Source organism: Streptomyces sp. NPDC058469 (assembly GCF_042721125.1).
Taxonomy (GTDB): domain Bacteria; phylum Actinomycetota; class Actinomycetes; order Streptomycetales; family Streptomycetaceae; genus Streptomyces.
Genome location: NZ_JBHXME010000029.1, coordinates 20,298 through 46,342, shown reverse-complemented (window position 1 = coordinate 46,342; position 26,045 = coordinate 20,298). Strand labels below are relative to the sequence as shown.

At 69.1% G+C, this 26,045-nt stretch carries 25 protein-coding genes; 12 read left to right on the top strand and 13 right to left on the bottom strand.

All coding sequences use genetic code 11. The features are described 5' to 3' along the window. Window positions 1-50 precede the first annotated feature (50 nt). The 3 genes from pta to pyk all read left to right on the top strand — a co-directional run bounded on the left by pta (window position 51) and on the right by pyk (window position 4,853). Entirely contained in the window at window positions 51-2,141 is a 2,091-nt protein-coding gene (pta, locus tag ACFWP5_RS16130; protein WP_384155808.1) for a phosphate acetyltransferase, read from the top strand. Continuing rightward, window positions 2,138-3,349: an acetate kinase gene (locus ACFWP5_RS16125; protein ID WP_384155805.1), complete on the top strand. Its 1,212-nt coding sequence runs from the start codon at window positions 2,138-2,140 to the stop codon at window positions 3,347-3,349. The genes pta and ACFWP5_RS16125 overlap by 4 nt, the downstream gene beginning before the upstream one ends. A gap of 73 nt (window positions 3,350-3,422) precedes the next feature. Further along, the gene (gene pyk, locus ACFWP5_RS16120) at window positions 3,423-4,853 is read left to right on the top strand and encodes a pyruvate kinase (protein ID WP_384155803.1); all 1,431 of its coding nucleotides are present in this window, start codon (window positions 3,423-3,425) and stop codon (window positions 4,851-4,853) included. A gap of 98 nt (window positions 4,854-4,951) precedes the next feature. Here the strand turns inward: pyk and ACFWP5_RS16115 are convergent, their stop codons facing one another. The 4 genes from ACFWP5_RS16115 to ACFWP5_RS16100 form a co-directional block, all read right to left on the bottom strand. Continuing rightward, on the bottom strand, window positions 4,952-6,283 hold the full coding sequence (locus ACFWP5_RS16115) for a hypothetical protein (RefSeq protein WP_384155800.1): 1,332 nt from the start codon (window positions 6,281-6,283) through the stop codon (window positions 4,952-4,954). Beyond that, the gene (locus ACFWP5_RS16110; protein ID WP_384155797.1) at window positions 6,273-6,899 is read right to left on the bottom strand and encodes a DUF6114 domain-containing protein; all 627 of its coding nucleotides are present in this window, start codon (window positions 6,897-6,899) and stop codon (window positions 6,273-6,275) included. The genes ACFWP5_RS16115 and ACFWP5_RS16110 overlap by 11 nt, the downstream gene beginning before the upstream one ends. Before the next feature lie 117 nt (window positions 6,900-7,016). Further along, on the bottom strand, window positions 7,017-7,667 hold the full coding sequence (locus ACFWP5_RS16105) for a DUF6230 family protein (protein ID WP_327401243.1): 651 nt from the start codon (window positions 7,665-7,667) through the stop codon (window positions 7,017-7,019). Window positions 7,668-8,313: 646 nt separating this feature from the next. Continuing rightward, complete coding sequence (locus tag ACFWP5_RS16100; protein ID WP_384155794.1) at window positions 8,314-9,291, bottom strand: tetratricopeptide repeat protein; 978 nt, start codon at window positions 9,289-9,291, stop codon at window positions 8,314-8,316. Window positions 9,292-9,494: 203 nt separating this feature from the next. Here ACFWP5_RS16100 and ACFWP5_RS16095 point away from each other — a divergent pair, with 203 nt between their 5' ends. After that, window positions 9,495-10,121 carry a TetR/AcrR family transcriptional regulator gene (locus ACFWP5_RS16095; RefSeq protein WP_384155791.1) on the top strand — a complete coding sequence of 209 codons (627 nt, stop codon included), beginning with the start codon at window positions 9,495-9,497 and terminating at the stop codon, window positions 10,119-10,121. On the opposite strand, the gene ACFWP5_RS16090 is transcribed toward ACFWP5_RS16095, so the two are convergent. The 3 genes from ACFWP5_RS16090 to ACFWP5_RS16080 form a co-directional block, all read right to left on the bottom strand. Further along, window positions 10,118-11,818 carry a methylmalonyl-CoA mutase gene (locus ACFWP5_RS16090; protein ID WP_384155788.1) on the bottom strand — a complete coding sequence of 567 codons (1,701 nt, stop codon included), beginning with the start codon at window positions 11,816-11,818 and terminating at the stop codon, window positions 10,118-10,120. The genes ACFWP5_RS16095 and ACFWP5_RS16090 overlap by 4 nt on opposite strands. 84 nt (window positions 11,819-11,902) lie before the next feature. Then, entirely contained in the window at window positions 11,903-12,241 is a 339-nt protein-coding gene (locus tag ACFWP5_RS16085) for a DUF3817 domain-containing protein (protein WP_328678980.1), read from the bottom strand. 56 nt (window positions 12,242-12,297) lie between these two features. Beyond that, window positions 12,298-12,807 carry a MarR family winged helix-turn-helix transcriptional regulator gene (locus tag ACFWP5_RS16080; protein ID WP_384155785.1) on the bottom strand — a complete coding sequence of 170 codons (510 nt, stop codon included), beginning with the start codon at window positions 12,805-12,807 and terminating at the stop codon, window positions 12,298-12,300. A 166-nt stretch (window positions 12,808-12,973) separates the two neighbouring features. On the opposite strand from ACFWP5_RS16080, the gene ACFWP5_RS16075 reads away from it, so the two are divergent. Next, window positions 12,974-13,966 carry a glycoside hydrolase family 6 protein gene (locus ACFWP5_RS16075; protein ID WP_384155783.1) on the top strand — a complete coding sequence of 331 codons (993 nt, stop codon included), beginning with the start codon at window positions 12,974-12,976 and terminating at the stop codon, window positions 13,964-13,966. Window positions 13,967-13,984: 18 nt separating this feature from the next. Here the strand turns inward: ACFWP5_RS16075 and ACFWP5_RS16070 are convergent, their stop codons facing one another. Both ACFWP5_RS16070 and ACFWP5_RS16065 read right to left on the bottom strand, forming a co-directional pair. Beyond that, a complete protein-coding gene (locus tag ACFWP5_RS16070; RefSeq protein WP_384155780.1) occupies window positions 13,985-15,940 on the bottom strand; it encodes a galactose oxidase-like domain-containing protein in 1,956 nt (651 codons plus the stop codon). A gap of 3 nt (window positions 15,941-15,943) precedes the next feature. Beyond that, the gene (locus ACFWP5_RS16065; protein WP_384155777.1) at window positions 15,944-17,728 is read right to left on the bottom strand and encodes a glycosyltransferase family 2 protein; all 1,785 of its coding nucleotides are present in this window, start codon (window positions 17,726-17,728) and stop codon (window positions 15,944-15,946) included. Window positions 17,729-17,956: 228 nt separating this feature from the next. Here ACFWP5_RS16065 and ACFWP5_RS16060 point away from each other — a divergent pair, with 228 nt between their 5' ends. Next, complete coding sequence (locus ACFWP5_RS16060; protein WP_384155774.1) at window positions 17,957-18,976, top strand: phosphotransferase enzyme family protein; 1,020 nt, start codon at window positions 17,957-17,959, stop codon at window positions 18,974-18,976. A gap of 31 nt (window positions 18,977-19,007) precedes the next feature. Then, on the top strand, window positions 19,008-19,685 hold the full coding sequence (locus tag ACFWP5_RS16055; protein ID WP_384155771.1) for a hypothetical protein: 678 nt from the start codon (window positions 19,008-19,010) through the stop codon (window positions 19,683-19,685). A 25-nt stretch (window positions 19,686-19,710) separates the two neighbouring features. Here the strand turns inward: ACFWP5_RS16055 and ACFWP5_RS16050 are convergent, their stop codons facing one another. Together ACFWP5_RS16050 and ACFWP5_RS16045 are read right to left on the bottom strand one after the other, a co-directional pair. Continuing rightward, window positions 19,711-20,004 carry an MTH1187 family thiamine-binding protein gene (locus ACFWP5_RS16050; protein ID WP_019060761.1) on the bottom strand — a complete coding sequence of 98 codons (294 nt, stop codon included), beginning with the start codon at window positions 20,002-20,004 and terminating at the stop codon, window positions 19,711-19,713. Next, window positions 20,001-20,345 carry a DUF3817 domain-containing protein gene (locus tag ACFWP5_RS16045; RefSeq protein WP_384155768.1) on the bottom strand — a complete coding sequence of 115 codons (345 nt, stop codon included), beginning with the start codon at window positions 20,343-20,345 and terminating at the stop codon, window positions 20,001-20,003. Before ACFWP5_RS16045 ends, ACFWP5_RS16050 begins: the two co-directional genes overlap by 4 nt. 146 nt (window positions 20,346-20,491) lie before the next feature. Here ACFWP5_RS16045 and ACFWP5_RS16040 point away from each other — a divergent pair, with 146 nt between their 5' ends. The 5 genes from ACFWP5_RS16040 to ACFWP5_RS16020 all read left to right on the top strand — a co-directional run bounded on the left by ACFWP5_RS16040 (window position 20,492) and on the right by ACFWP5_RS16020 (window position 23,560). Then, complete coding sequence (locus ACFWP5_RS16040; RefSeq protein WP_384155765.1) at window positions 20,492-20,821, top strand: DUF6191 domain-containing protein; 330 nt, start codon at window positions 20,492-20,494, stop codon at window positions 20,819-20,821. Between the two features lie 88 nt (window positions 20,822-20,909). Further along, window positions 20,910-21,542, top strand: a complete 633-nt coding sequence (locus tag ACFWP5_RS16035) for an AIM24 family protein (RefSeq protein ID WP_384155861.1) — start codon at window positions 20,910-20,912, stop codon at window positions 21,540-21,542. Window position 21,543: 1 nt separating this feature from the next. Beyond that, window positions 21,544-22,194: an AIM24 family protein gene (locus ACFWP5_RS16030; protein WP_384155762.1), complete on the top strand. Its 651-nt coding sequence runs from the start codon at window positions 21,544-21,546 to the stop codon at window positions 22,192-22,194. Continuing rightward, on the top strand, window positions 22,191-22,991 hold the full coding sequence (locus tag ACFWP5_RS16025; RefSeq protein WP_384155759.1) for an AIM24 family protein: 801 nt from the start codon (window positions 22,191-22,193) through the stop codon (window positions 22,989-22,991). The genes ACFWP5_RS16030 and ACFWP5_RS16025 overlap by 4 nt, the downstream gene beginning before the upstream one ends. 92 nt (window positions 22,992-23,083) lie before the next feature. Next, window positions 23,084-23,560 carry a MarR family transcriptional regulator gene (locus ACFWP5_RS16020; protein WP_329257547.1) on the top strand — a complete coding sequence of 159 codons (477 nt, stop codon included), beginning with the start codon at window positions 23,084-23,086 and terminating at the stop codon, window positions 23,558-23,560. An 86-nt stretch (window positions 23,561-23,646) separates the two neighbouring features. Here the strand turns inward: ACFWP5_RS16020 and ACFWP5_RS16015 are convergent, their stop codons facing one another. Next, complete coding sequence (locus ACFWP5_RS16015; RefSeq protein ID WP_384155756.1) at window positions 23,647-24,885, bottom strand: MFS transporter; 1,239 nt, start codon at window positions 24,883-24,885, stop codon at window positions 23,647-23,649. Window positions 24,886-25,084: 199 nt separating this feature from the next. Continuing rightward, entirely contained in the window at window positions 25,085-26,041 is a 957-nt protein-coding gene (meaB, locus tag ACFWP5_RS16010; protein WP_384155753.1) for a methylmalonyl Co-A mutase-associated GTPase MeaB, read from the bottom strand. Between the last annotated feature and the right edge of the window lie 4 nt (window positions 26,042-26,045).

The window sequence follows — 26,045 nt, the reverse complement described above, 5'->3', positions numbered from 1 at the left end:
GGGCCGCCCATGGACCGCACAGGGCACCGGAACCGAGAGGGAGAGCACGCGTGACGCGCAGCGTGTACGTGACCGGGATCGACCGCGGCGACGGCCGTCAGGTCGTCGAGCTGGGGGTCATGGAACTCCTGACCCGGCAGGTCGACCGGGTGGGGGTGTTCCGTCCCCTCGTCCACGACGGTCCCGATCGCCTGTTCGAATTGCTGCGTGCGCGCTACCGGCTGTCCCAGGACCCGGCGACCGTCTACGGCATGGACTACCACGAGGCCTCCGCCCTCCAGGCCGAGCAGGGGACGGATGAACTGGTGTCGACCCTCGTCGACCGGTTCCATCTCGTCGCCCGTGACTACGACGTCGTCCTCGTCCTCGGGACAGACTTCGCCGACACCCAGTTCCCGGACGAGCTGTCCCTCAACGCCCGCCTGGCGAACGAGTTCGGCGCGTCCGTGATCCCCGTCGTCGGCGGCCGCAAGCAGACCGCCGAGTCCGTGCTCGCGGAGACGCGGAACGCCTACCGCGCCTACGACGGCCTCGGCTGCGACGTCCTCGCCATGGTCACCAACCGGGTCGCCCGCGAGGACCGCGACGCGATCGCCGGCCGGCTCGACGCCCGGCTGCCGGTGCCCTGCTACGTCGTACCGGACGAGCCCGCCCTCTCGGCGCCGACCGTCGCCCAGATCACCCACGCCCTCGGCGGCAAGGTGGTGCTCGGGGACGACTCCGGGCTCGCCCGGGACGCGCTGGACTTCGTCTTCGGCGGCGCGATGCTGCCGAACTTCCTCAAGGCGCTGACGCCCGGCTGTCTCGTCGTCACCCCCGGCGACCGCGCCGACCTCGTCATCGGCGCCCTCGCCGCGCACAGCGCCGGCACCCCGCCGATAGCCGGGGTCCTGCTCACCCTGAACGAGGTGCCGGGCGACGGGATCCTCACCCTCGCCGCCCGCCTCGCGCCGGGCACCCCGGTGGTCTCGGTGGCCGGCACCTCCTTCCCCACCGCCGCCGAACTCTTCTCCCTGGAGGGGAAGTTGAACGCGGCCACCCCGCGCAAGGCGGAGACCGCGCTCGGCCTCTTCGAGCGGTACGTCGACACCAGCGACCTGCTCAAGCGCGTCTCCGCGCCGAGCAGCGACCGGGTCACCCCGATGATGTTCGAGCACACGCTCCTGGAGCGGGCCCGCTCCGACAAGCGCCGGATCGTCCTCCCCGAGGGCACCGAAGCCCGCGTCCTGCACGCCGCCGAGGTATTGCTGCGCCGGGGTGTCTGCGACCTCACCCTTCTCGGTCCGCTCGACCAGATCCGCAAGAAGGCCGCCGACCTCGGCATCGACCTCACCGCGGCCCAGTTGATCGACCCGCACACCGCCGAACTCCGCGACCGCTTCGCCGAGAAGTACGCCCAACTCCGCGCCCACAAGGGCGTGACCGTCGAGCTGGCCTACGACGTCGTCGCCGACGTGAACTACTTCGGGACCTTGATGGTGCAGGAGGGGCTCGCGGACGGGATGGTCTCCGGGGCCGTGCATTCCACAGCCGCGACCATCCGGCCCGCCTTCGAGATCATCAAGACCAAGCCGGACGCCGACATCGTCTCGTCCGTCTTCTTCATGTGCCTCGCCGACAAGGTGCTGGTGTACGGCGACTGCGCCGTCAACCCCGACCCGAACGCCGAGCAGTTGGCCGACATCGCCATCCAATCGGCCGCCACCGCCGAGCAGTTCGGCGTCTCGGCACGGATCGCGATGCTGTCGTACTCGACGGGTACGTCCGGCTCCGGCATCGACGTCGACAAGGTGCGCGAGGCGACCGAACTGGTCCGGCTGCGGCGGGCCGATCTGCGGATCGAGGGGCCGATCCAGTACGACGCCGCCGTCGAACCCACCGTCGCCGCGACGAAGTTGCCGGAGTCCGAAGTCGCGGGCCAGGCAAGCGTGTTGATCTTCCCCGACCTGAACACCGGCAACAACACCTACAAGGCCGTGCAGCGTTCGGCTGGCGCGATCGCCGTCGGGCCGGTGCTGCAGGGGCTGCGCAAGCCGGTCAACGACCTGTCCCGGGGCGCCCTCGTCTCGGACATCGTCAACACCGTCGCCATCACGGCGATCCAGGCGCAGAACCCGAACGAGAAGGCTTCCCAGCAGTGACCGCGACCCGTGTCCTCGTCCTCAACTCCGGCTCCTCGTCGGTGAAGTACCAGCTGCTCGACATGCGCGGCGGCGAGCGGCTGGCCATGGGGCTCGTCGAGCGCATCGGCGAGGAGACCTCCCGCTTCAAGCACACCCACATCGACACAGGCGCCACCCGTGAGTGGACCGGGCCGATCCCCGATCACGAGGCCGCCCTGAAGGTCGTGGCGGAAGAGCTGACGAAGGACGGACTCGGCCTGGACTCACCGGAGTTGGCCGCGATCGGGCATCGGGTGGTGCACGGCGGGCTCGTCTTCACCGCGCCTACCGTCATCGACGACGCCGTGCTCGCCGAGATCGAGCGGCTCATCCCCGTCGCGCCGTTGCACAATCCGGCGAACCTCGTCGGGATCCGGACCGCAATGGCGTTGCGGCCCGATCTGCCGCAGGTGGCCGTGTTCGACACCGCGTTCCACACGACGATGCCGGAGTCGGCCGCGCGCTACGCGATCGACGTGGCGACCGCGGACGCGTACCGGATCCGGCGGTACGGGTTCCACGGGACCTCGCACGCGTATGTGTCGCGGGCGACGGCGAAGCTGCTGGGGAAGGCGCCCGAGGACGTCAACGTGATCGTGCTGCACCTCGGGAACGGGGCGTCCGCGTCGGCCGTGGAAAAGGGCCGGTGCGTGGACACGTCCATGGGGCTGACACCGTTGGAGGGGCTGGTGATGGGGACCCGGTCGGGAGACCTGGATCCGGCCGTCATCTTCCATTTGATGCGTGTTGGCGAAATGTCCACCGATGAGATCGACACTCTTCTCAACAAGAAGAGCGGTCTGATCGGGTTGTGCGGGGACAACGACATGCGCGAGATCCGGCGCCGGATCGACGAGGGTGACGAACAGGCGGAACTGGCCTTCGACATCTACATTCACCGATTGAAGAAGTACATCGGTGCCTACTGCGCGGTACTCGGCCGGGTGGACGCGGTCGCCTTCACGGCGGGAGTCGGGGAGAACGCGAGTGCGGTGCGGGAAGCCGCCGTCGCGGGCCTGGAGCTGCTGGGGCTTGAGGTCGACGACGCGCTGAACGCCGTACGGAGTGACGAGCCGCGGCTCATCTCGCCCGCGTCCGGGCGGGTCGCGGTCGCGGTGGTACCGACGGACGAGGAATTGGAGATCGCCACACAGACCTACGCACTGGTCGGAAATTACAACGCCTGAGCGCATGCCCGCCCATTTGTATCTTCCGCCAGACGGAATATTCCGTAGCGAAACAAACCGATAGGATCGTCCCATGCGCCGTTCGAAAATCGTCTGTACTCTCGGCCCCGCGGTCGACTCCCACGAACAACTGGTGTCGCTGATCGAGGCCGGCATGAATGTGGCCCGCTTCAATTTCAGCCACGGCACCCACGCCGAGCACCAGGGGCGGTACGACCGCGTCCGTGCCGCGGCCAAGGAGACCGGCCGTGCCATCGGCGTCCTCGCCGACCTGCAGGGCCCGAAGATCCGCCTGGAGACCTTCGCGGAGGGTCCCGTCGAGCTGGTGCGCGGTGACGAGTTCACCATCACCACCGAGGACATCCCGGGCGACAAGACCATCTGCGGGACGACGTACAAGGGCCTGCCCGGTGACGTCTCCCGCGGCGACCAGATTCTGATCAACGACGGCAACGTCGAGCTGAAGGTCCTGAGCGTCGAGGGCCCGCGCGTGAAGACGATCGTCATCGAGGGCGGCGTCATCTCCGACCACAAGGGCATCAACCTGCCCGGCACGGCCGTCAACGTGCCCGCGCTGTCCGAGAAGGACGTCGAGGACCTGCGCTTCGCCCTGCGGATGGGCTGCGACATGGTCGCCCTGTCCTTCGTGCGCGACGCGGGCGACGTGTACGACGTCCACAAGGTGATGGACGAGGAGGGCCGCCGGGTCCCCGTCATCGCCAAGGTGGAGAAGCCGCAGGCGGTCGCCAACATGGAGGCCGTGGTCGCGGCCTTCGACGCCGTGATGGTGGCCCGCGGCGACCTCGCCGTCGAGTACCCGCTGGAGAAGGTCCCGATGGTGCAGAAGCGCCTCGTGGAGCTCTGCCGGCGCAACGCCAAGCCGGTGATCGTGGCGACCCAGATGATGGAGTCGATGATCACCAACTCCCGCCCCACGCGCGCCGAGGCCTCCGACGTGGCCAACGCGATCCTGGACGGCGCGGACGCGGTCATGCTGTCGGCGGAGTCCTCGGTCGGCGCCTATCCGATCGAGACCGTGCAGACGATGTCGAAGATCGTCGTCGCGGCCGAGGAGGAGCTGCTCAGCAAGGGCCTGCAGCCGCTCGTGCCGGGCAAGAAGCCGCGTACGCAGGGTGGTTCGATCGCGCGTGCCGCGTGCGAGATCGCCGACTTCCTCGGCGGCCGGGCCCTGGTGGCCTTCACGCAGTCCGGTGACACCGCCCGCCGGCTGTCCCGCTACCGCGCGGCCCAGCCGATCGTCGCCTTCACCACCGACGAGAGCACCCGCAACCAGCTGACGCTCAGCTGGGGCGTGGAGTCGCACGTGGTGCCGTTCGTCAACAGCACGGACGAGATGGTCGACATGGTCGACGGCGAGATCGCCAAGATCAACCGCTTCAACCCGGGCGAGACCGTCATCATCACGGCCGGCTCGCCCCCCGGCGTCGCCGGCACCACCAACATGCTCCGCGTCCACCACCTCGGCGGCGGCCAGGGCAACTGACGTACTCGTAAAAGGTCTTGTACGGCGCTGAGGGCGCCCCCTGTGAAAGGGGGCGCCCTCAGTTTGTGCGCGGCTCCCGAACGGGCCTGTGCGGACGCTCAGTCGGTCTGGTAGCTGTGCAGCCCGGGGACGGTCAGCGTGCCGCCGAACTGGCCGGCCTGGACCACCTTCACGTTGGTGAAGTAGATCAGCGGGATGTTCAGCGGCGGCGGGTTGTCCGGGTCGAACGTGATCGGGATCAGACCGAACAGGTTGCCCGAGATGGACTCCGTGTACATCACGGTGTCGCCGTCGCGGATGGTGGACGTCGAGCCGGCGGCCGCCTGCACGTGGTACGTCTTGCCGGACTGCTTGTCGTTCACCGTCTGGTGCAGGTCGCCGATGTCGGTCCCGCTGGAGATGACGTACTTCAGGACCTTCTTGACCTTGCCGCTGGCGGTCTTCACCTGGACGACGCCCTGGTAGTCGGCACCCTTGAGCAGCAGTGAGCTGGCGTTCAGGTACCACGGGTCGTCCGGCAGCAGCACCTTGTTGTCGACGCCGCTGGTGTCGTCCGTGGCGACCGGGCAGTCCGAGGTGTCGGCGCTCGCGCTCGCGGACGGGCTCGGGGTGGCCGTCGCCGAAGCCGCGTCCTCGACTGCCTTGGTGGTGTCCCCGGCCGCCTTGGACGCCGTGTCGGTCGTGTCCTTCACGGTGTCGTTGACCGTGTCGGTGACCTTCTTCGTCGTGTCCTTGACGGTGTCGGACACGCTGGAGGAGTCGCCCGAGGACGCGTCCTTCGTGGCGCTCGCCGAGGCGGACGCGGTCGGCGTCGGGGTGGCGCTCGCCGTGGAGTCGGAGCTCGACGAACCGCCGGTGAGGATGCCGGTGATGGCGTCGCCGATGCTGTCCAGCAGGCCGCCGCCGCTCGCGGACGCCGAGGGCGTCGCCGTGGCGGTGCCGCTCGACGAACCGCTCGAATCCGCCGACTTGCTCGCGGAGGCGGACGGCGTGGGTGTGGCGGCCTTGGCGTCGGAACCTGAATCCGACGAAGACGAAGATGCCTTGCCCGAGGAGGAGTCCTCCGAGGCGGATGCCGACGGGGTCGCGTCGTCCTTGGAGGAGTCGGCGGACTCGCTGGCACTCGTGGACGGCGTGGCCGAGGGGCTGGCCGTCGACTCGGCAAGGGCCGCGACACAGTCCTTGTACTCGTCGGCCGTCAGGCTCTTCGACGACGGCGAGGTCGTCGATCCGTTGTCGGCGAGGGCGAGGGAGGACGTGAAGCCCATCCCCATGATCACGGCGGTCGGCATCGCCACCGTGGCTATCGCCTTGCCGGCGGGCATGTGGAGCCTGGTGAACAGCGGCTTCTTGGGTGCCGCATGCCGCGGCCCGGTTCTCACACGGGACTCGTCCACATCCGTCCCGTGGGTCACCTCGTCAGCCGGCACTGTGCCTCCCGTTCGCCCCGTTGCTCACCGGGCTCGTTCCTGACAGATCGTTCGGCTCGCCCGTACCGTCGGCGGACTCGTACGGCGCGGGCTCGTACGGCGCGGGCTCCTGAGGCGCGGCGTAGTACGACGCGGAGTCATGAGGCGCCGCCTCGTACGGTGCGGCCGCGGGCGCGCCGCCCTCTCCCTGTGTGTCCTCCTGTACCGCCTGCGGCTCCGGCGGTGCGCCCGGCGCCCACGACACGGCCAGTGCCCCGCCGACCATGGCGAGGAGGAAGCCGATCAGGAAGCCGCCGAGGTTGGACACGGGGATGGACACCAGCGCCAGCAGGATCGCCGCGACACCCGCGAAGGTGCGGACGTGCTTCTGAAACCAGAGGCTGAAGCCCAGGACGACCAGCAGTACGCCGATGATCAGGGACCCGGCGCCCGCGGTGGTGGCCATCGCCAGCGTCAGATGGCCCACCTGAAGATGTGCGTACGGGAAGTAGGCGATCGGGAGTCCGCCGAGCATGACGAACAGACCGGCCCAGAACGGCCTCGTGCCACGCCAGGCACGAAACTGCAGCCTCCGGCGGGCGAACTGGCCGGGTGCGGCAGGAGTCTCGGCGCTCATGGAAAACAGCTCCCTGGTACGGCGTTGCTGTGGTGGAGAGTTGCACCTTGTGTGAAGGTGCGGGTGGAAGGTGGACGGGGGGGGGCGCCACCGGCTCCCCCGCCCGTCTTCAAGTGCCTAGTAGCACTCGTGGGTGCCGGCCGAAACCGACATCTTCAGCCCGCTGAGCTTGAAGGTTCCGGCAGTGGTGGCCCACGCCGTCTGCTTCACGTTGCTCAGCTCGGCCGACTCCGCCTGCTGGGCGAATCCGTACGGGTTGGCAGCTTCGCTGCCGCCCTTCATGCCCGGACCCTTGCCGCCCTTGTCGGCGCCCGTGTTGCCGGCCGCCACACCGATGTCGATGTTGTGGAACACAGCGTCGGCGCTGAGGTCCTCGACGTCGATGTACAGGTTCGAGGCCTCGACCGGCGTACCGCTGCCGCCGGCCTTCAGCACCAGGCTGACCGACCCGAGCAGCGGGATGTTCGGGGTGACCACCGACTGGCACATGTTGGTGATCGACGCGGACTTGAACGACGAGACCGCGACGGGGTGAAGCGACTTGCTGCCGTCCAGGTTGTAGCCCGAGTCCAGGGCTCCGTACTGGGCGAAGCCCGTGCCGTTGAGCTGGTCCGCCGTCACCTTGAACGACTGACCCGAAACGCTGAATGACGCGGCGAGAGCGCCCTGCGCAAGGGCGACACCTATACACGCCGTAGCGGCGACGCTGGGCACCATGACCACAGCGAAGCGCTTCCATCTCGTCCCGCCACGCACCTGGGACTCCATATTTCCTCCTTCTCGGACGTACATCTCCTGGCCCTGACTGCCCCCAGTTGGCGGCTCAGCCGGGCAGGGATGGGAGAAGTGCTACGTCCTCGGGAAGGGGAGCGCCCGTCCTCGGAGGCGCGAACCGCGCACCGATCACCGGCGATCACCCCCGAGCGACAACCACTGGTCGCGCCTGACGCACATCACGCACAACCTTGCTGGACAGGCTCCGCCGTACGGCGAAGACCCCCCTGCCCAAGAGCCGACTCCATTGTTTCCGGCTCTACTCGGTGGGGACCCAGGAAACCCCGTCGGCCCGACCGGCTGTCGGGGTACGGAAATGGACCGAGCGTCGCCGATCGTGGTGCATTCTCGCCGCCCGCACAAGGGGCTTCGTTACTGGGTAGTAACGGCCGGATAACCGAACAACGACCCGCCGGTATCGGTCGACGACGCTGGGTGTCATCGTGGGCCAGGACAAATCAGTTGACACCCGGGCGGAATCCGACAGATCAACGCCCTCGGCTTACTCCAAGTAACAGCGGCCGCGATTACCAAGTTTTGGTAAAGCGCGGCCGCAGTGACACTCCGTCGGCAAATCTTTCACTTCGGCATCACAGGTCACGGGGTTTACCGACTGGTCAGAACCGGCCCCGCGCCCCGCTCAGAACAGCGCCCTCGCCAGTGCCCGCCGGGCCCCCGTCACCCTGGGGTCATCGGCGCCGACGACCTCGAACAGCTCCAGCAGCCGCAGCCGTACGGCATCCCGGTCGTCACCCACCGTGCGCCGCACGGTGTCGATCAGCCGGCTGAACGCGTCCTCGACATGACCGCCCACCAGGTCCAGGTCGGCGGCGGCGATCTGCGCCGGCACGTCACCCGGCTTCTCGGCGGCCTCGGTGCGCACCTGCTGCGGGTCGAGCGTCGACACCCGCTGCAGCAACTCGGCCTGGGCGAGCCCCAGTTTGGCCTCGCTGTTGGCCGGGTCGTCGCTCAGCACGTTCCTGTACGCCTGCACGGCCCCGCCGAAGTCCCCCGCGTCCAAGGCCTGAACGGCGGCTTCGAGCAGCCCGTCGTACGGTCCGGCCGGCACCTCGGCCACCACCTCGGGCCGGTCGCCCGGCTCGCCGTCGGGGTCGACGGCCAGCCCGGTGAGGCCGAAGCGCTGCTCGGCGACCTGGATCAACTGGTCGAGGGTCTCGCGGATCTGCTGCTCGCCGGCGGCCCCCTGGAAGAGCGGCAGCGCCTGGCCGGCGACCACCGCGAAGACGGCCGGGATGCCCTGCACCCCGAACTGCTGCATCAGCATCTGATTGGCGTCGACGTCGATCTTGGCAAGGACGAAGCGCCCGTTGTAATCAAGCGCGAGCCGCTCCAGGAGCGGGCTCAGCTGCTTGCACGGCTCGCACCACTCGGCCCAGAAGTCGATGACGACCGGGACCTCGGTGGACCGCTGCAGGACCTCGCTCTCGAACCCCGCCTCATCTACGTCGATCACCAGATCGGCGGGGGAGACGGCCCCGCCGCCGCCCTGCCTGGCGGTCTCGGCGCGCGCCTGCTCCGCCTTGACCTTGGCCTCCTGGGCCGCCTTCACCGCGGCGAGGTCGACGACTCCGCTCATGGACATGTTCCGTGGCTGCATGCGTCTATCCTCCCCCGTCCGCGCGTGTGAATGAAAAGCGTTGTGAAAGCCGGTCTGTTGCGAGCTGTTCGGCGCCGGGTCCCCACCCCGCGCCCAGTGGTTACGCTACGACCCGTAGCGTAATAGCGCAGGCCCCTTCCCGCATACAGATACCCGGTGATCTCCCTCACTGCACCACAGGAACCGCCGGTTATGGTCGGGGGATGCAGAGCAGCACTCCCGCCCCACGCGCCGCTGGACGCCCCCGCAGCACCACCGCGGACACCGCGATCCTGGCGGCGACCCGGGAGGCGCTGGTCGAACTCGGCTGGTCCAAGCTCACGTTGGGAGACGTCGCCACGCGCGCGGGGGTTGCGAAAACGACCCTTTACCGCCGCTGGGCCGGCAAGAACGAACTCGTCGTCGACGCGGTCGCCGAACTCTTCGACGAACTCCACCTCCCCGACCGGGGCACGCTGGCCGCCGACATCGAGGGCGTCGTCCTCCAGTTCGCGACGATCCTGGCCCGCCCGGAGGCCAAGAGCGGACTGATGGCGGTGGTCGCCGAGTCGATCCGCGACGACGCCCTGCGGGAGCGCATCCGCGAGTCGATCGTGGACCGACAGAAGTGCCTGGTCGTGGAGGGCAGGGCGCGGGCGCAGGCGCGCGGCGAACTCCCCCCGGAGACCGACCCGGAGGAGGCGGCGCGCACGGCCGACCTCATCTTCGACGTGGTGGCGGGCGCGGTGGTCCACCGCACCCTGGTGAGCGCGGAACCGGCCGACGAACGGTGGGTCCGCAGCTTCACCCAGGTCCTGCTCCTCGGCCTGACGTCGATCAACAACCCCTAAAAACCGGCGGGCTCGGTGTAAACCCCCCACTCGTCCCGCAGCACTCCGCAGATCTCCCCCAGCGTCGCCTCCGCCCGCGCCGCGTCCAGCATCGGCCCGATCATGTTCGACCCGTCCCGCGCGGCCGCGAGCATCGCGTCCAGGGCCTCTCCCACGGCCGCCTCGTCCCGTACGCCCTTGCGCGCGCCGAGTTCCTGGATCTGGTCCCGCTCCACCTCGTGGCTGACGCGCAGGATCTCCAGGTCGCCGGTGACCGACCCGTGGAGCACGTTGACGCCGACGACCCGCTTGTCGCCCTTCTCCACGGACCGCTGGTACTGGAACGCGGCCTCGGCGATCTCCCCGGTGAACCAGCCGTCCTCGATCCCGCGCAGGATGCCGGAGGTGATCGGCCCGATCGGGTGCTGACCGTCGGGGTGGGCCCGCAGCCCCCGCTCCCTGATCTGCTCGAAGATCTTCTCGGCGTCCGCCTCGATGCGGTCGGTGAGCTGCTCGACGTACCACGAACCGCCCAGCGGATCCGCCACGTTGGCGACCCCGGTCTCCTCCATCAGCACCTGCTGCGTGCGCAGCGCGATCTCCGCCGCCTGCTCACTGGGCAGCGCGAGGGTCTCGTCCAGGGCGTTGGTGTGCAGCGAGTTGGTCCCGCCGAGGACGGCCGCGAGCGCTTCTACGGCCGTCCTGACCACGTTGTTGTACGGCTGCTGCGCGGTCAGCGAGACGCCGGCGGTCTGGGTGTGGAAGCGCAGCCACTGGGCCTTCTCGGACTTCGCGCCGTAGACGTCCCGCATCCAGCGGGCCCAGATGCGGCGCGCGGCGCGGAACTTGGCGATCTCCTCGAAGAAGTCGACGTGCGCGTCGAAGAAGAAGGAAAGGCCGGGCGCGAAGACGTCCACGTCGAGGCCGCGGGACAGGCCGAGTTCGACGTACCCGAAGCCGTCGGCCAGTGTGTACGCCAGCTCCTGCGCGGCCGTGGAGCCGGCCTCGCGGATGTGGTAGCCGGAGACGGACAGCGGCTTGTAGGCGGGGATGCCGGTGGCGCAGTACTCCATGAGGTCGCCGATGAGGCGCAGGTGCGGCTCGGGCTGGAAGAGCCACTCCTTCTGGGCGATGTACTCCTTGAAGATGTCCGTCTGGAGCGTGCCGTTGAGGACGGCCGGGTCGACGCCCTGCCGCTCGGCCGCCACCAGGTACATGCAGAAGACGGGGACGGCCGGTCCGCTGATGGTCATGGAGGTCGTCACATCGCCGAGCGGGATGCCCTTGAAGAGGACCTCCATGTCGGCGGCGGAGTCGATGGCGACCCCGCAGTGCCCGACCTCGCCGAGCGAGCGCGGGTCGTCGGAGTCGCGGCCCATGAGGGTCGGCATGTCGAAGGCCACGGAGAGGCCGCCGCCGCCGTTGGCGAGGATCTTCTTGTACCGCTCGTTGGTCTGCTCGGCGTTGCCGAACCCGGCGAACTGCCGGATCGTCCACGTCCGCCCCCGGTAGCCCGTCGCGTACAGCCCGCGCGTGTAGGGGTACTCCCCGGGCCACCCGATCCGCTCGAAGCCGTCGTACCTGTCCCCGGGGCGAGGCCCGTACACCGGCTCCACGGGATCGCCGGAGAGCGTGGTGAAATCGGCCTCACGCGTGCGTGCGGCGTCGAACCGGGCCTGCCAGCGTCGGCGGCCCTCTGCGATGGCGTCAGCGTCCATACCCTCGAATTTACTAGGACGTCCTAGTAAATGTCGATGGGCAACCGCCGTACGCAACTCGTACGGCGGTGAAAGCGGTGAGGCTCAGACCTTCGCGGCGACCGGAGTCGGCTCGGCGAAGTGCCCCTCCAGCTCGTGGCTGATCTTGCGCTCCACGAAGAAGGCGGCCGTCGGGATCGTCCCCGCCAGCAGCACCCACAGCTGCTTGCCGACCGGCCACTTCGCCTTGGAGCCCAGGTCGAAGGCGAAGAGGAGATACACGACGTACAGCCAGCCGTGCGCGATGGCGACGACCTCGGTGAAGCTCCCGGCGCCGTCGATCTTCAGGAGGTACTTGGCGATCATGCTCAGACACAGCAGGACCAGCAGCACACCCGTGGTGTACGCCAAAACGCGGTAGCGGGTGAACACGCTCTTTTTCATGAGGACGAGCGTAACCACCCGTTCCGGGCGATCTTTCCCCGGGTCGGCGGCCCGGGTCACTCCTCGTCGAAGTCCTCGGCGGCGACCCTCAGCGGCCGCAGCATCGCGAAGATCTCCCCGCACTCCTCGGCGTCGTAGGCACCCAGCCCGAAGTCCATCTCCATGAGGTCACGCGTGGCCGCGTCGCAGACCTCGCGGCCCTTGTCGGTGATGGAGGCGAGGGTGCCGCGGCCGTCGTTGGGGTTGGGGCGCCTGGCGACGAGGCCGGACCTGGCCAGCCGGTCCACGGTGTTCGTCACGGACGTGGGATGCACCATGAGCCGCTCGCCGATCTTGGACATCGGCAACTCGCCCGCCTTGGAGAAGGTGAGCAGCACGAGTGCCTCGTAGCGCGCGAAGGTCAGTCCGTACGGCTTGACGACCGCGTCGACCTCGGCGAGCAGGATCTGCTGCGCCCGCATGATCGAGGTGATGGCGGCCATGGACGGCACGTTCCCCCAGCGCTGTTTCCAGTGTTCGTCGGCGCGGGCGATGGGGTCGAAAGGAAGACTGAGCGGCTTTGACACGGCACCAGACCTTACCGGCCGGTCACATCGTGGTCAGCCCCGTCTCGCCCATCGGTCCCGGGGACCGCGCCCGCGTGCCCGGTGTCGTGTCGGGGCGGGGCGCGTGCCCTGTGTCAGGATTACTGACTGATTGTCACTGAATGTCCCCCTCGCGCAAGGGAGCAGCATGTCCCGGCTGATCCGCACGTTCGCGGCGCTCGCGGTCTTCGGGCTCGCGGTGGGCTGTTCGTCCGCGTCCGACGTCGACGAGGCCTCCGTCGCCGGTGCCCGGTCCAAGGGGCCGGTGGGCGACATGTCCTTCTGGGTCGACCCGGCGAGTCCGGCGGCCGAGCAGATCCAGATGTGGGAGCGGGAGGGGCGCAAGCAGGACGCCGCGCTGCTCAAGCGGATCGCCGACGAGCCGGCCGCGCTGTGGCCGGCCGGGGAGATCGACCCCGCTCCGGTGGTGAAGGCGGCGACCGCGGCCGCGGGCCAGGAGGGGCGTACGGCGCTCTTCGTGGCGTACGACATTCCGCACCGGGACTGCGGTCAGCACTCGGCCGGCGGGGCGGTGGACGCGGACGCGTACCGGGCGTGGATCGGGAAGTTCGCCGAGGCGCTGGGGAACTCCAAGGCGCTGGTCGTGCTGGAGCCCGATGCCGTCGCGCACATGGTGGACGGGTGCACGCCCGGCGAGTACCAGGGCGAGCGGGAGCAGTTGCTGAGCGAGGCGGTCGTCCGGCTGAAGCAGCAGTCCGGCACGAGGGTGTATCTCGACGCGGGCAACCCGGCCTGGATCCGGGACTCCTGGAAGCTCGTGGAGCCGCTGAAGCGGGCCGGTGTAGAGGAGGCCGACGGGTTCTCCCTCAACGTGTCCAACTTCCAGACGGACGCGGTGACGAAGAAGTACGGCGTCCAGTTGTCGCGCGATCTCGGCGGCAAGCACTTCGTCGTCGACACCAGCCGCAACGGCAACGGGCCGCTGGCCGGCGCCTGGTGCAACCCGCCGGGCCGGGGTCTGGGCACCCGGCCGACCACCGACACCGGCGAGCAGGCGCTGGACGCCTATCTGTGGATCAAGCGGCCCGGCGCCTCGGACGGGACCTGTGAGGGCGGTCCCGACGCGGGGCAGTGGTGGCCGGAGTACGCCTTGGAGCTGGCGCGCAACTCAAAGGCGTAACAGGGCAGTTCACCGACTTCACTGCACCTTGATCCACTTGGCCTCCGACGGCGTGCCCTGCGCGTCCGTCACGAAGAGCATGTACCAGCCGGGCGGCACCAGTGCCTGATCCTTGGGGACGTCCACCGTCACCGACCTGCCGTCCTTGACGAGGCCGACCTCGATGGAGCGCTGCTCGACGTCCGTCGTGTGGGTGACCGAACTCGGCCGCATCAGACGGGCCTTGACGACCCGTTCGGGGTGGTCGGTGCGGAAGGTCGCGCGGTGGTGCCGGTCCAGGGTCTCCGGACCGTCCTGCAGTACGGGCCTCTTGCTGCCGTTCTTGTGCAGCGCGGGCGGGGTGAAGATCTCCATGCGCTGCTCGAAGTGGCCCAGTTTGGTGTTGGCCTGGTCGTCGAAGAGCGGGTCGGAGCCGAAGGTGACGACTCTGCCGTCGGGCAACAGCAGTGCCTCGGAGTGGTAGTTGCGGCCGACCATCGGAGCGGCGGCCTCGCGGAAGGCGTTGCCCTTCGGGTCGTAGAACTGCGCCTTGAAGATGTTGCTGGCGCTGCGGCCCCGGTAGTCCGAGGAGCCGTTGGTGGTGAAGACCGAGTCGTCCGGCATGATCACGCTGTTCAAGTACCGGGTGCCCTGGGGGAGGTTGGGGCCGTCCTTGAAGACGGGGCTGTCCTGCTTGAGGTCGACCACGGCGGTGCGCGGGGTCGACTTCTTGGACTCGCCGACACCTCCGCCGCCGAGGATCATCACCTTCTGGTCCTGTGCGGGCGGCAGGAGGAGCGAGGACGAGGTCTCGGTCTCGTCGGGGTCGCGCAGCCCCGCGACCTTGGTGAACTTGTTGGTCTTCAGGTCCCAAAGTCCGGCCTCGCGGCCCTTGTTGGCGGGTCCGTACCCGGCGTTGGAGGCCGGGTAGAAGAGCTTGCCGCCCTTGGTGAGGAAGAGGGCCGGGTAGGTGGGGAAGTAGCGCTTGGGGCCCGGGGTCCACTTCTTGGTCTTCGGGTCGTAGATCTCGTTGTCGCCCTGGTCGATGACGCCGACGTCGTCGAGGCCGGAGACGGCGAGGACGCGGCCGTCGTCGAGGCCGACGAGGGTCGGGTACCAGCGGGCCTTCTCCATCGGGTCGACGGGGATGTACCGCTCGGCCCTGGGGTCGAACTCGTAGGCGGCGCGGATGCCTTGGTAGTCCTGCTTCTCCAGGGTGATCTTCTCGGAGAGGCCGTACGTGTTGTTCGCGTCCTTGCCCTTGAGGCCGACGATGTCGTACTGGGCCTGGCTCTCGGTGACCGACATCGGACCCGGTTCGGCGGCCTCGACGAAGACGCGGACCTCGCTCGCGGTGACCTTGGTCTGCCAAGGCTGCATCGCGCCACGGGCGTTGTACGTGACCTTGAACTCGCGCTTGGCCTTGGGCACGGTGACGTCGAACTTGGTGACGTAGTCGACGCCGGCCGGTGAGCGGAAGCGGGTGCCCTTCTTCAGGAACATCGCCTTGTTGGGGCTCTCGTTCTTGACGCGCATTCCGCCGCCGGCCCGCTTCACCTCGCCGTCGAGGCGCTCGTAGCGGGCGGTGCCGCCGGCCACCAGGAGGTTGCCGCTGGGGAGTTGGCTGTGTCCGCCGCAGAAGAAGTCGACCGGGGTCGGGATCTTCTTGAAGGTGTTGGCCTTCGGGTCCCACAGGACGGTGTCGAAGGACCCGGCGTTGAACTTCTTCTGCTCGTTGCCGGAACCGGCGACGATCAGCACCTTGCCGGTGTGCAGGAGCGAGGCGTGGATGGCGTTGGTGCGGTACTCCTTCGGGATGTCGATCTGGTCCCAGGAGCCGTACTTGGCCATGTACTCGGGCCGCGTGATCTTGTACTCGTGGTACTGCTCGCCGGCGAAGTCGAGGGCGGCCGGGGCGTTGAGACCGGCCAGGACGGCGACGCCGCCGATGCCGAGGACGGTCTTCCTGGTTCTCTGGGACGGCTGGAAGGCCATGGTCTAGTTACCCCCTGTCGTGGTGCGGGAGACGGACGGACCGGCCCCGGTGGTGGCGAGAGCGGGCTCGGCGGTGTCGACGGCGCGTGCCCCGCCGAGCAGCGACCGGCGTTCCCGGCGCTCCTTGAGCAGCGAGCCGGTCCACACCCCGAGCGGCGCCAGCGAGATCACCATGGCGAGGACGGCCCAGGTGCGCATGGCCGCGTGGGTGTGGTCGAGGACGACCGAGGCGGCCAGCGAGGTCGCCAGGAGAATCGCCCAGAAGAGATGGATGCGGAAGGTCATCACCCGGTCCGGGCTGGCGTCGCCGCCCTTGGGGGTCACGACGAACCGGCTCGGCCGACGGATCAGCGCCTCGCCGAACGACTTCAGATAGATCGGCGCGGAGAGCGCCGACATCGCCATACCCGCCAGACCGCCGGACCCTTCGGGCTCGTGCGGGGAGACGTTGTGCCGCCGGTTCCAGAGATAGAGCCCGATCTGCAGGGCCGCGGCATCGCTGTAGAGCATCAGCCACACGGACGCGGCGACCTGCGTGCCGGAGGCCCCGAACCACAGGAAGAGGAAGCAACTCATGATCCCCAGCAGCCAGTTGACGGCCGTCATCGGGTAGTAGACGAGCATCAGCGTGTACGAGAACAGCCGCCCCGGCGGCATCGTGAACGGCGCCTTCCAGTACTGCTTGATGAGCGTCTCGTACGTACCGCGCGACCATCGCATCTGCTGCGTGAAGAAGTCGGTCCAGGAGGCCGGCCCCTCCCCCACGGCGAGCACGTCGGGGGTGTAGACGGACCGCCAGTGCGTACGGGTCAGGGGATTGCGGTGCCGGTGGAGTTCGAACCCGGTGGCCATGTCCTCGGTGATGGAGTCGTACAGCCCGCCGATCTGCTTGACGGCGGCGATCCGTACGACGTTGTTGGTGCCGACGAACATGGGGGCGCGGTAGCGGTTGCCGGCGCGCTGGATCAGCGCGTGGAAGAGGAACTGCTGCGACTCCGCGGCCTTGGTGACGGGGTTGTGGTAGTTCCCGTACACCTGCGGCCCCACGACGAAGGCGACGTCCGGGTCCCGGAAGTAACCCATCATCCGCTCAAGGAAGTTGGGGAGCGGCACGTGGTCGGTGTCGACGGAGGCGAAGAACTCGTAGTCGCCGCCGTGCATCGCGATCCAGGCGTTGTAATTCCCGTGCTTCGTACGGGCCTTGTGGACACCCTTGGGGCGGTTCCACTCGGGAACTCCGTGCCGCGTGAAGTGCCGTACGCCCAACTCGGCGCACAGCGCCTTGGCTTGCTCGTCGTCACCTTCGTCGAGGAGCCAGACGTCGACGGGTCCGGTGTGGGTCACCTCGACCGCGCCTTCGAGGGTGGCGCGGACCATGGAGAGGGGTTCCTTGCCCGGGACGTACGTCGTGAGGAAGGCGACGCGGGTGCCGGGGGCGGCGACGACCGGGATCGGGTCACGGGCGACCAGCGTGGCGTGGGCGACGGAGGCGACGTTGACGACCATGAACAACTCGATGAGGCCGATGGCTATCAGCATCGTGACGTCCAGCCCGACCATCCACTCCTGACCGCCCTCGCGCTCCACCCAGTGGGAGGGCCAGACGAGATAGACGAGCAGGGCGGCGGTGAGCACCGGGGCGAGGCTCATCAGGAGGACCGCGCGTATTCGGTGCGGCTCGCGCGAGAGGAGCGAGGTGTACTGCACCTGGTACGACGCACCGGACGGCTCGGTGAGCGGTCCGGCCAGTCGGCTGTAGGTGTCGTAGTCGTAGCCCTCCGGCCGCACAGCGCCCTCCAATGATTGAGGAGTGATCGACGCCCGGGTACCGAGGAACGGTTGGGTTCCGAAGATCGACCGGGCCGATACCCACACACAAGTGGAGATAGAGGGGCGTGTCGAACTGGGTGCGTCCAGGTGGGTGGGGAGTTGACTCCGGCGGCGGAACCCCGCCCGACGAGCGGCTCGGCGAGAATGCCGCCGTTGGTGATCTCCGGCGCTCCGAAAGGCATCCGCATGTACGACACCGCCGACCACATCGCCGAGACCTACGCGCTCGGCACCGGACCGTGGACGTTGACGCCCGTCACCCGGGGCGCGCTGGGCCAGATCTGGAAGCTGTCCGGCAACGGTTCCTCGTGGGCCGTCAAGGAACTCCTCTTCGACTGCGACGAGGACCAGGTCCGCCGGGAGGCCGCGTTACGGGAGGTCTCGGAGAGGCTGGGCATCGCGTCGCCGCGGCTGATGCCGAATCGGGAGGGAGCGCCCGTCTCGCACCTAGCCTCCGGCTCCGGCTCCGGCTCCGGCTCCGGCTCCGGCTCCGAGCCTTCCGCCGGCTCTCACATCAAGCTGTACGACTGGATCGACGGCACCCCCGCGGACGTGTCCGACCCTGACGTCCTGGACTGGTTCGGGCGGACCATGGCGCTGCTGCACAGGGCGGGCGAGGGCGCGAGCAGGACGCCGGGTCCCTGGTACGAGCGGTGCCCGGAGGACGCCGAGTGGAAGGAACTGCACGGGAAGGTGCGGCGGGCGGAGATGCCGTGGGCGGATGCGCTGGGCCGGTTCATCGCCACCTCCGCAAGGGAGTTGGCGCACTGGGTGACCCCGTCCGACCCCGGCGACCTGGTGACGTCCCACCTCGATCTGCAACCCCAGAACGTCCTGGTCGGCCCGGACGGTCCCGTTCTCCTCGACTGGGACAACGCCGGATCCGCTTCGGCGGAACGGGAGTTGGCCCGCGCCCTGTTCGTGTGGTCGGGCGGGAACGAGGGGGACGTGGAGGCCGGCGTGCGCGTGGCGCGGGCCTATCGGGGTGCCGGGGGGCGTGCCGTCGTACAGGGTCCGCAGTCGTTCTCGATGCTCTTCGCTACCGCGCTGAACTACGTACGGGTACAGGCCGAGTGCGCGATCGACCCTACGGTGACGGCCGCGCAGAGGGCGTTCGGGAGCGGACAGGTTGTCGCGTCCCTGGGGTGCGTGCCGGGGCCGGCGGTGGTGTCGCGGTTGAGTGCGGCGTTGGAGCGGGTGCGGTGACCGACTTCGTGACTGCGGTGGGGAGTTGAGGGTGCCGGTTCTGGTGTCGGTGTGGGGTGCGGCTCCCGGCGTCGGCAAGTCGACGCTGTGCGCCGGGCTGGCCCGGTCGCTCGCCGGTGCGGGGCTGCGGGTGGATCACTTCCGCGAGGAGGAGATCCTGAGCCGTCCTCAATTCGCCGCGGTGGCCGAGGAGTTCGGGGCGACGGGAGCTGTCGGTCTGGAAACGCTGGTCGCGGCGACGGAGCGGTTCGTCGCCTCGGTTCTGGCGCGCGGCGACGACGTGGTGATCGCGGACGCGCTGGTGCCGTTCGTGCCGACGTTGCTGGCGATGGGGCACGGTGATGAGGCGGTCGACGCGTTCATGGCCGATCTCACGGGCGTGCTGGCGCCGGTCCGCCCGGTCGTGGTCTTCCTCGACGGGGACGCCGGGGCCGCGCTGTCCCGCGCCGGGGAGCGGGAGGGGCCGGAGTGGCTCGACTGGTACGTCGGCAAGCTCGCCGCGTACGAGGTGAGCCCGCCCGTGTCGGACCTCGCGTCGGCGGTGACGTACCTGCGGCGCGAACGTGCGGTGACGCTCGACGTGGTGCGCCGGCACGGGTGGGGGCCGGTCGTGGTGGACCGAGCGGATGAGCCGACTCCGGGTGAGGTGCTGGGGGTGGCCGGGCAGGGCCTCGGACCCTGGCTCCCCCGACCCCTCCGGCTCTCCTGACCCGACCCGCCCGGCAACGCTCGCGCTACTCCGCGAGGTGTCGCTCGACCGTCTCCACCTTGGACGTGAGGCCGTCCGTCACGCCGGGGCGGATGTCCGCCTTGAGGACCACGGAGACGCGCGGGGCGCGGGCCTCGACCGCGGCTACCGCGCGCTTGACCACGTCCATCACCTCGTCCCACTCCCCCTCGATGCTGGTGAACATCGCGTCGGTGCGGTTGGGCAGGCCGGACTCGCGGACCACGCGGACGGCGTCGGCGACGTACTCCCCCACGTCCTCGCCGACACCGAGCGGCGTCACTGAGAAGGCGACGATCATGCGTTCACGATCCCTTCCTGGCGGGCGCGGGAGGCGATGACCGCGTTCTCGGCCTCGCGCTTGAGCTTGCGCTCGGCGAAGAAGCCGCCGGTGGGCAGCACGGAGAGGACGAAGTAGAAGGCCGCGGTCTTCGCGCCCCACTTGGTGCGGTTCCAGGCGTCGGCCCAGAAGAGGACGTAGAGGACGAAGAGGACACCGTGGACCATGCCCATCACGGGCACCGCGTTGAAGTCCGTGGTCCGCTTCAGCACCGAGCAGACGAGCAGCAGGAGGAAGGACACGGCCTCGGGGGCCGACACCAGGCGGAGGCGGCGGATGGCGGTGGCGGTCTTGATGTCCACAGGTCACCTTCGGTGAGGGAGACGTCCACAGTTTGTGAACGCGAGCACAAACGTTCACCCATTGTGGCAAACGGCTGCGCGCGCCGAGACTGGGGGTCCGCCGCGGACCCCGATACCGATGCCGATACCGATGCCCGGGAGTACCTGTGCAGTTCGTCTTCTTCATGACCCTGCCCGGGTTGGTGGTCCTCCTGACCGCGCTCGCCTTCCTCGACCAGCTGCTCCTGAAGATGGGCCGCGCCGGAATGCTCCCCTGGCGGAACGCCGGACGGCAGGGGCAGATATCCGCGACCGGGTTCGAGCAGCTGCACGCGAGCCTCTCGCCGGGCAAGCAGACCGAGCTGAAGGAACGCCAGAGCGCGCTGGTGATGCGGGACGACGAGGAGGACGGGGCGCCGCCCTGGTCCACGGTCGACCTGCGCGCGGGGACCGCGGTCATCCGGCTGAACGCGAACGCGCCCCGCGACACACCGTAGCCCGCCCTTAGGGGGCAGGTCAGGGTCGTTCTCCACCCACGGGCCCTGTCCTCAACCGCGCCCCTGCGGTTACCTTCGCACCGTGGCGATGTTTCGACTCCAGGGCAGCAAGGTGCTCGCCGTCGACATGACCGGGGACGCCGTGAAGGCGAAGAACGGCTCGATGGTCGCGTACGACGGGCAGATGGCCTTCAAGAAGATGAGCGGCGGCGGTGAGGGCATCCGGGGGATGGTGACCCGGCGGCTCACCGGTGAGCAGATGACGGTGATGGAGGTGAGGGGGCAGGGGACCTGCTGGTTCGCGGACCGGGCGTCCGAGATCAACCTCGTGAGTCTCCAGGGGGACAAGCTGTACGTCGAGTCGAGCAACCTGCTCGCGACCGACGCGGGGCTGCACACCGGGACGACCTTCACCGGTCTGCGCGGCGCCTCGCAGGGCAACGGGCTGTTCACGACGACCGTAGAGGGTCACGGCCAGGCGGCGATCATGTCGGACGGCCCGGCCGTCGTGCTCCGGGTGAGCCGGCAGTACCCGCTGACCGTCGACCCCGGCGCGTACATCGCGCACCAGGGAAATCTGCAGCAGTCCTTCCAGTCCGGTGTGACCTTCCGCACGCTCTTCGGGGAGGGCGGCGGCGAGGCCTTCCAGATCCGCTTCGAGGGCGACGGACTTGTCTACGTCCAGCCCAGCGAGCGGAACACGATCGCGGGGGACGTGTGACATGGCGTTCACCGAGATCAACTCGAAGATGATCCAGGCGACCGTCATGCCGGGCCAGCGGCTGTTCAGTCAGCGCGGCGCGATGCTCGCCTACAAGGGCGACGTCTCCTTCACCCCCAACATCCAGGGCGGCCAGGGCGGCGTCATGTCGATGATCGGGCGCCGGGTGGCGAACGAGGCGACTCCCCTGATGACCGTCGAGGGCAGCGGCACCGTGATGTTCGGTCACGGCGGCCACCACATCCAGATCATCAACCTCACCGGCGACACCCTCTACGTGGAGGCCGACCGCCTCCTCGCCTTCGAGGGCACCCTCCAGCAGGGCACGATGTTCATGGGATCGCAGGGCGGCGTCATGGGCATGGTCCGGGGCCAGGTCACCGGCCAGGGCCTGTTCACGACCACCCTCCAGGGGCAGGGCTCGGTCGCCGTGATGGCCCACGGCGGCGTCTTCGAGGTCCCGATCACCCCCGGCCGCCCCGTCCACGTCGACCCGCAGGCCTACGTCGCCCACCACGGCGACGTACGCAACAAGCTGTCCACGGCGCTCGGTTGGCGCGACATGGTGGGCCGGGGCTCCGGCGAGGCGTTCCAACTGGAGCTGAGCGGCAACGGCACGGTGTACGTCCAGGCCTCGGAGGAGAAGCTGTGACCACCTACCCGGGTGCCGGCGGCCCCACGATCCACGACCCGATGACCCTCCCGGTCGACGACAACGTCAACAAGTACACCTTCTGCGTGGAGCTCAAGGGGAGCCAGTGGTTCCTGCAGAAGGGGAAGATGATCGCCTACTACGGCTCGATGGAGTTCAACGGCATCGGTCATGGGCGACTCGACCGACTTGTCCGTACGTCCTTCCATTCGCCTCTGCACGCGAGCGACTGGGTCGTGGCGGAGGGCTCGGGCAAGATGCTGCTCGCCGACCGGGCCTTCGACGTCAATTCCTACGACCTCGAAGACGGCAACCTGACCATTCGCTCGGGCAACCTGCTCGCTTTTCAGCCAACTCTCGCTCTCAAGCAGTCGATCGTTCCCGGTTTTCTGACACTCATCGGAACCGGAAAGTTCGTGGCCGCCTCGAACGGCCCGGTGGTGTTCATGGAACCCCCGATCCGGGTCGACCCGCAGGCCCTCGTCGGCTGGGCCGACTGCCCCTCCCCGTGCCATCACTACGACCACGCGTACATGACCGGCCTGATGGGCGGTCTACGTGCGATGACAGGCATCGGCGGGGCCTCCGGGGAGGAGCACCAGTTCGAGTTCGTCGGCGCGGGCACGGTGCTGCTCCAGTCGTCCGAGGCGCTCATGGCCGAGCAGGCCACGGGGGCCGTCCCGCACGAACCCGGAGTACCCGGCGGGAGCGGGGCTCCCACAGGCCCCGCACAGCAAGCGGGCGCACCGCGCCTTCCCGGACAGCTGGGGGACCTCCAGCGGCGCTTCGGGCTGTGAGCGGTAGTCTGCGGAGTGTGACGTCGAACGTGTGCGCGCCGTCACGCCACCCTCACTAGTTCGCCTTTCAACATTTTAGGTAGACTTCATTCATGGAGACCGAGACGGCCACGCGCTGGCTGACCGATGAGGAGCAGTGCGCCTGGCGCACCCACCTGGAGGTCAACAGGCTGCTGACGTACCAACTCGAGAAGGACTTGCAGCCGTTCGGCCTGACGATGAACGACTACGAGATCCTGGTGAACCTCTCCGAGGCGGAGGACGTACGGCTGCGGATGAGCGACCTGGCGGCCGCCACCCTCCAGTCCAAGAGCCGCCTCTCGCACCAGATCACCCGCATGGAGAACGCGGATCTCGTCCGCCGGGAGAACTGTGAGTCGGACCGCCGGGGACTGTACGCGGTGCTGACCGAGCACGGCCTGGAGACGATGAAGAAGGTCGCGCCCCACCATGTGGCGTCCGTACGCCGCCACTTCATCGACCTCGTCACACCCGAGGGTCTGTCAGAACTCGACAAAACCCTGAAGCCGATCGCGGAACATCTGCGAGGGCAACGGGGACGCCCCTGACAGCAACGAGTCGAGCAGAGGCCGGAGTTCGCAAAGAGCTCCGGCCTCCTGCATCGCCCCTGCTTTTTTAGAGGCGCGGGGCTGTGTCAATTTGCGGCTCCGCCGCGTGGGCGCGACCAGCCACGACGAGCCGGCAGACACGACACAACCCCCGCACCCCCCGCCACCACCCCGGCGACCAAGAAACAAATCCCCAACGGCAGCCGCCCAACAAGCAGCCCCGTCAGCACCGACCCACCCGAACTCCCCGCATTCACCGCCATGTTGACCCACGCCCCCGCCTGAGTCCGCGCCTCCGGCGCCGCAGTCTCGTCGGCGAGCAGGTACGCGGTGGTCAACGCCGGCGCCACAAAGAACCCCGCACACCCCACCGCCACGGTGAGTGACCACACCCCCGAGGCAAACCCCGCCGCGGCCAACGCCACCCCGAGCCCCAACGCCGCCCCCGAAAGCCGAACCCGCGCGGCCGTGCGCCAGTTCACCGCCCCGTTCAGCAGCCCACCCACCGCACTGCCCGCCGACAGCGCGGCCAGCACCCAGGGCACGACGTCATCGCCGTACCCCCGCTGCTCCACGAACGCCATCACCAACAAGTAGACGGCACTCAACGCGAGCCCCATCCCGCCGGCCACGACGACCGGCCCGAGCAGCCCGCGAACCCTGGAAAGCCTCAACTTCCGCTCGGCGCCCGCAGATACGCGTACACCGGACAGCGCCGGTGACATGACGAAGGCGAACGCCCCGGTCACGATCAGAGCCGCGCTGAGCAGGACCCCGGCAGCCGGTGGAGCGAAACTGAGCACACCGCCGACCGCCAACGGGCCGATGACGTACAGGAGTTCCTCGGCGACGCCGTCGAGGCTGTACGCGCGCTGCAACAGCCCACGGTCGCCGACGAGTTCGGCCCACACGGAGCGCATGGTGGGTCCAAGCGGGGGCGCGCACATGCCCGTCAGCGCGGCCACCGTTCCGAGCACCACTTCTGGCGTCCCGGGGCTCCAGGTCACCGCCGCGAGGACGCACAGGAGACCGCCGTAGAGCGTCGCCATAGGCAGGAGGGCGCGGCGGGGGCCGTGGCGGTCGACCAGGGCCGCGCGCAGGGGCAGCAGGAGGACGGTCGCGGCCCCGAAGACGGCCATGACCGTGCCGGCCGCCGCGTAGGAGCCGGTGGCGCGGACGACCGCGAGCAGCACCGCCGGCGAGACCATGCCGTACGAGAGCCGGCCGACGAGGGCGGCGGCGAACGTGCGCCGGGCGTACGGGACTTGGAGCACGGCGGCATACGAAGGGCACGCCGAAGTCGGCGTGGAAGAAGGCGCGGACATGCGAGATGTTCCTCAACTGGAGGCAGGAGAAAGGGACGCCTGTGCGCCGCGCGACGACGATGCGATCCGGTACAACGCAAAGCGGTGCGATGCAGTGCAATGCGATGTGGTCGCTGCCGTGCGCGGGCCGGGCGGCCCTATGCCAAGAGAAGGAACATGCGGTCAACGTACCAACGGGACACGGCCGTTGACCATCGAATTAGCCCTCCGTAATGCCCGCGATCAACTCGTCCGCCGCCCGGTACGGGTCCAGTTCGCCCGCCACGATCCGCTCCGCGAGCGCGCTCAGGCGGCGGTCTCCGTGCAGGTCCCCGATGCGGGCGCGCAGGGCCGTGACCGCGATGGTCTCGACCTCGCGGGCGGCTCGGGCCGCGCGGCGCTCCGCGAGGACGCCGTGCTCCTCCATCCACGCCCGGTGCTTCTCCAGGGCCTCCACGACCTCGTCGATGCCCTCGGCGCGGGAGGCGACCGTCTTGACGATCGGGGGGCGCCAGTCGCCGGGGCCGCGGGACTCGCCGAGGCCGAGCATGTGGTTCAGCTCGCGGGCGGTCGCGTCGGCGCCGTCGCGGTCGGCCTTGTTGACGACGTAGACATCGCCGATCTCCAGGATTCCCGCCTTCGCCGCCTGGATGCCGTCGCCCATCCCCGGGGCCAGGAGGACGACCGATGTGTCCGCCTGGGAGGCGATCTCCACCTCCGACTGGCCGACCCCGACCGTCTCGACCAGGATCACGTCGCAGCCCGCCGCGTCGAGGACGCGGATCGCCTGCGGGGCCGACCAGGCGAGGCCGCCGAGGTGGCCGCGGGTGGCCATCGAGCGGATGTAGACGCCCGGGTCGGAGGAGTGGTCCGACATGCGGACCCGGTCGCCGAGCAGGGCGCCGCCCGAGAACGGCGAGGACGGGTCGACGGCCAGGACGCCGACCCGCCTGCCCTGCTTGCGGTACGCCGTGACCAGCGCGGAGGTCGAGGTCGACTTGCCCACGCCCGGCGATCCGGTGAGGCCCACGACGTAGGCCCCGCCGGTCAACGGTGCGAGCGTCGCCATGACCTCCCTGAGCTGGGGGGACGCCCCCTCCACCAGGGAGATCAGCCGGGCCACGGCCCGCGGCCGGCCTTCCCTGGCCTGGGCCACCAGCGAGGCGACGTCCTCCATCACA

Bases quoted from the DNA above. Each gene is read 5' to 3' on its own strand.
- pyk (WP_384155803.1), top strand. From the start codon at position 3,423: ATGCGCCGTTCGAAAATCGTCTGTACTCTCGGCCCCGCGGTCGACTCC.
- ACFWP5_RS16110 (WP_384155797.1), bottom strand. From the start codon at position 6,899: ATGAGCGCCGAGACTCCTGCCGCACCCGGCCAGTTCGCCCGCCGGAGG.
- ACFWP5_RS16105 (WP_327401243.1), bottom strand. From the start codon at position 7,667: ATGGAGTCCCAGGTGCGTGGCGGGACGAGATGGAAGCGCTTCGCTGTG.
- ACFWP5_RS16100 (WP_384155794.1), bottom strand. From the start codon at position 9,291: ATGCAGCCACGGAACATGTCCATGAGCGGAGTCGTCGACCTCGCCGCG.
- ACFWP5_RS16095 (WP_384155791.1), top strand. From the start codon at position 9,495: ATGCAGAGCAGCACTCCCGCCCCACGCGCCGCTGGACGCCCCCGCAGC.
- ACFWP5_RS16090 (WP_384155788.1), bottom strand. From the start codon at position 11,818: ATGGACGCTGACGCCATCGCAGAGGGCCGCCGACGCTGGCAGGCCCGG.
- ACFWP5_RS16085 (WP_328678980.1), bottom strand. From the start codon at position 12,241: ATGAAAAAGAGCGTGTTCACCCGCTACCGCGTTTTGGCGTACACCACG.
- ACFWP5_RS16075 (WP_384155783.1), top strand. From the start codon at position 12,974: ATGTCCCGGCTGATCCGCACGTTCGCGGCGCTCGCGGTCTTCGGGCTC.
- ACFWP5_RS16070 (WP_384155780.1), bottom strand. From the start codon at position 15,940: ATGGCCTTCCAGCCGTCCCAGAGAACCAGGAAGACCGTCCTCGGCATC.
- ACFWP5_RS16060 (WP_384155774.1), top strand. From the start codon at position 17,957: ATGTACGACACCGCCGACCACATCGCCGAGACCTACGCGCTCGGCACC.
- ACFWP5_RS16050 (WP_019060761.1), bottom strand. From the start codon at position 20,004: ATGATCGTCGCCTTCTCAGTGACGCCGCTCGGTGTCGGCGAGGACGTG.
- ACFWP5_RS16035 (WP_384155861.1), top strand. From the start codon at position 20,910: ATGTTTCGACTCCAGGGCAGCAAGGTGCTCGCCGTCGACATGACCGGG.
- ACFWP5_RS16030 (WP_384155762.1), top strand. From the start codon at position 21,544: ATGGCGTTCACCGAGATCAACTCGAAGATGATCCAGGCGACCGTCATG.
- ACFWP5_RS16020 (WP_329257547.1), top strand. From the start codon at position 23,084: ATGGAGACCGAGACGGCCACGCGCTGGCTGACCGATGAGGAGCAGTGC.
- ACFWP5_RS16015 (WP_384155756.1), bottom strand. From the start codon at position 24,885: ATGTCCGCGCCTTCTTCCACGCCGACTTCGGCGTGCCCTTCGTATGCC.
- meaB (WP_384155753.1), bottom strand. From the start codon at position 26,041: ATGGAGGACGTCGCCTCGCTGGTGGCCCAGGCCAGGGAAGGCCGGCCG.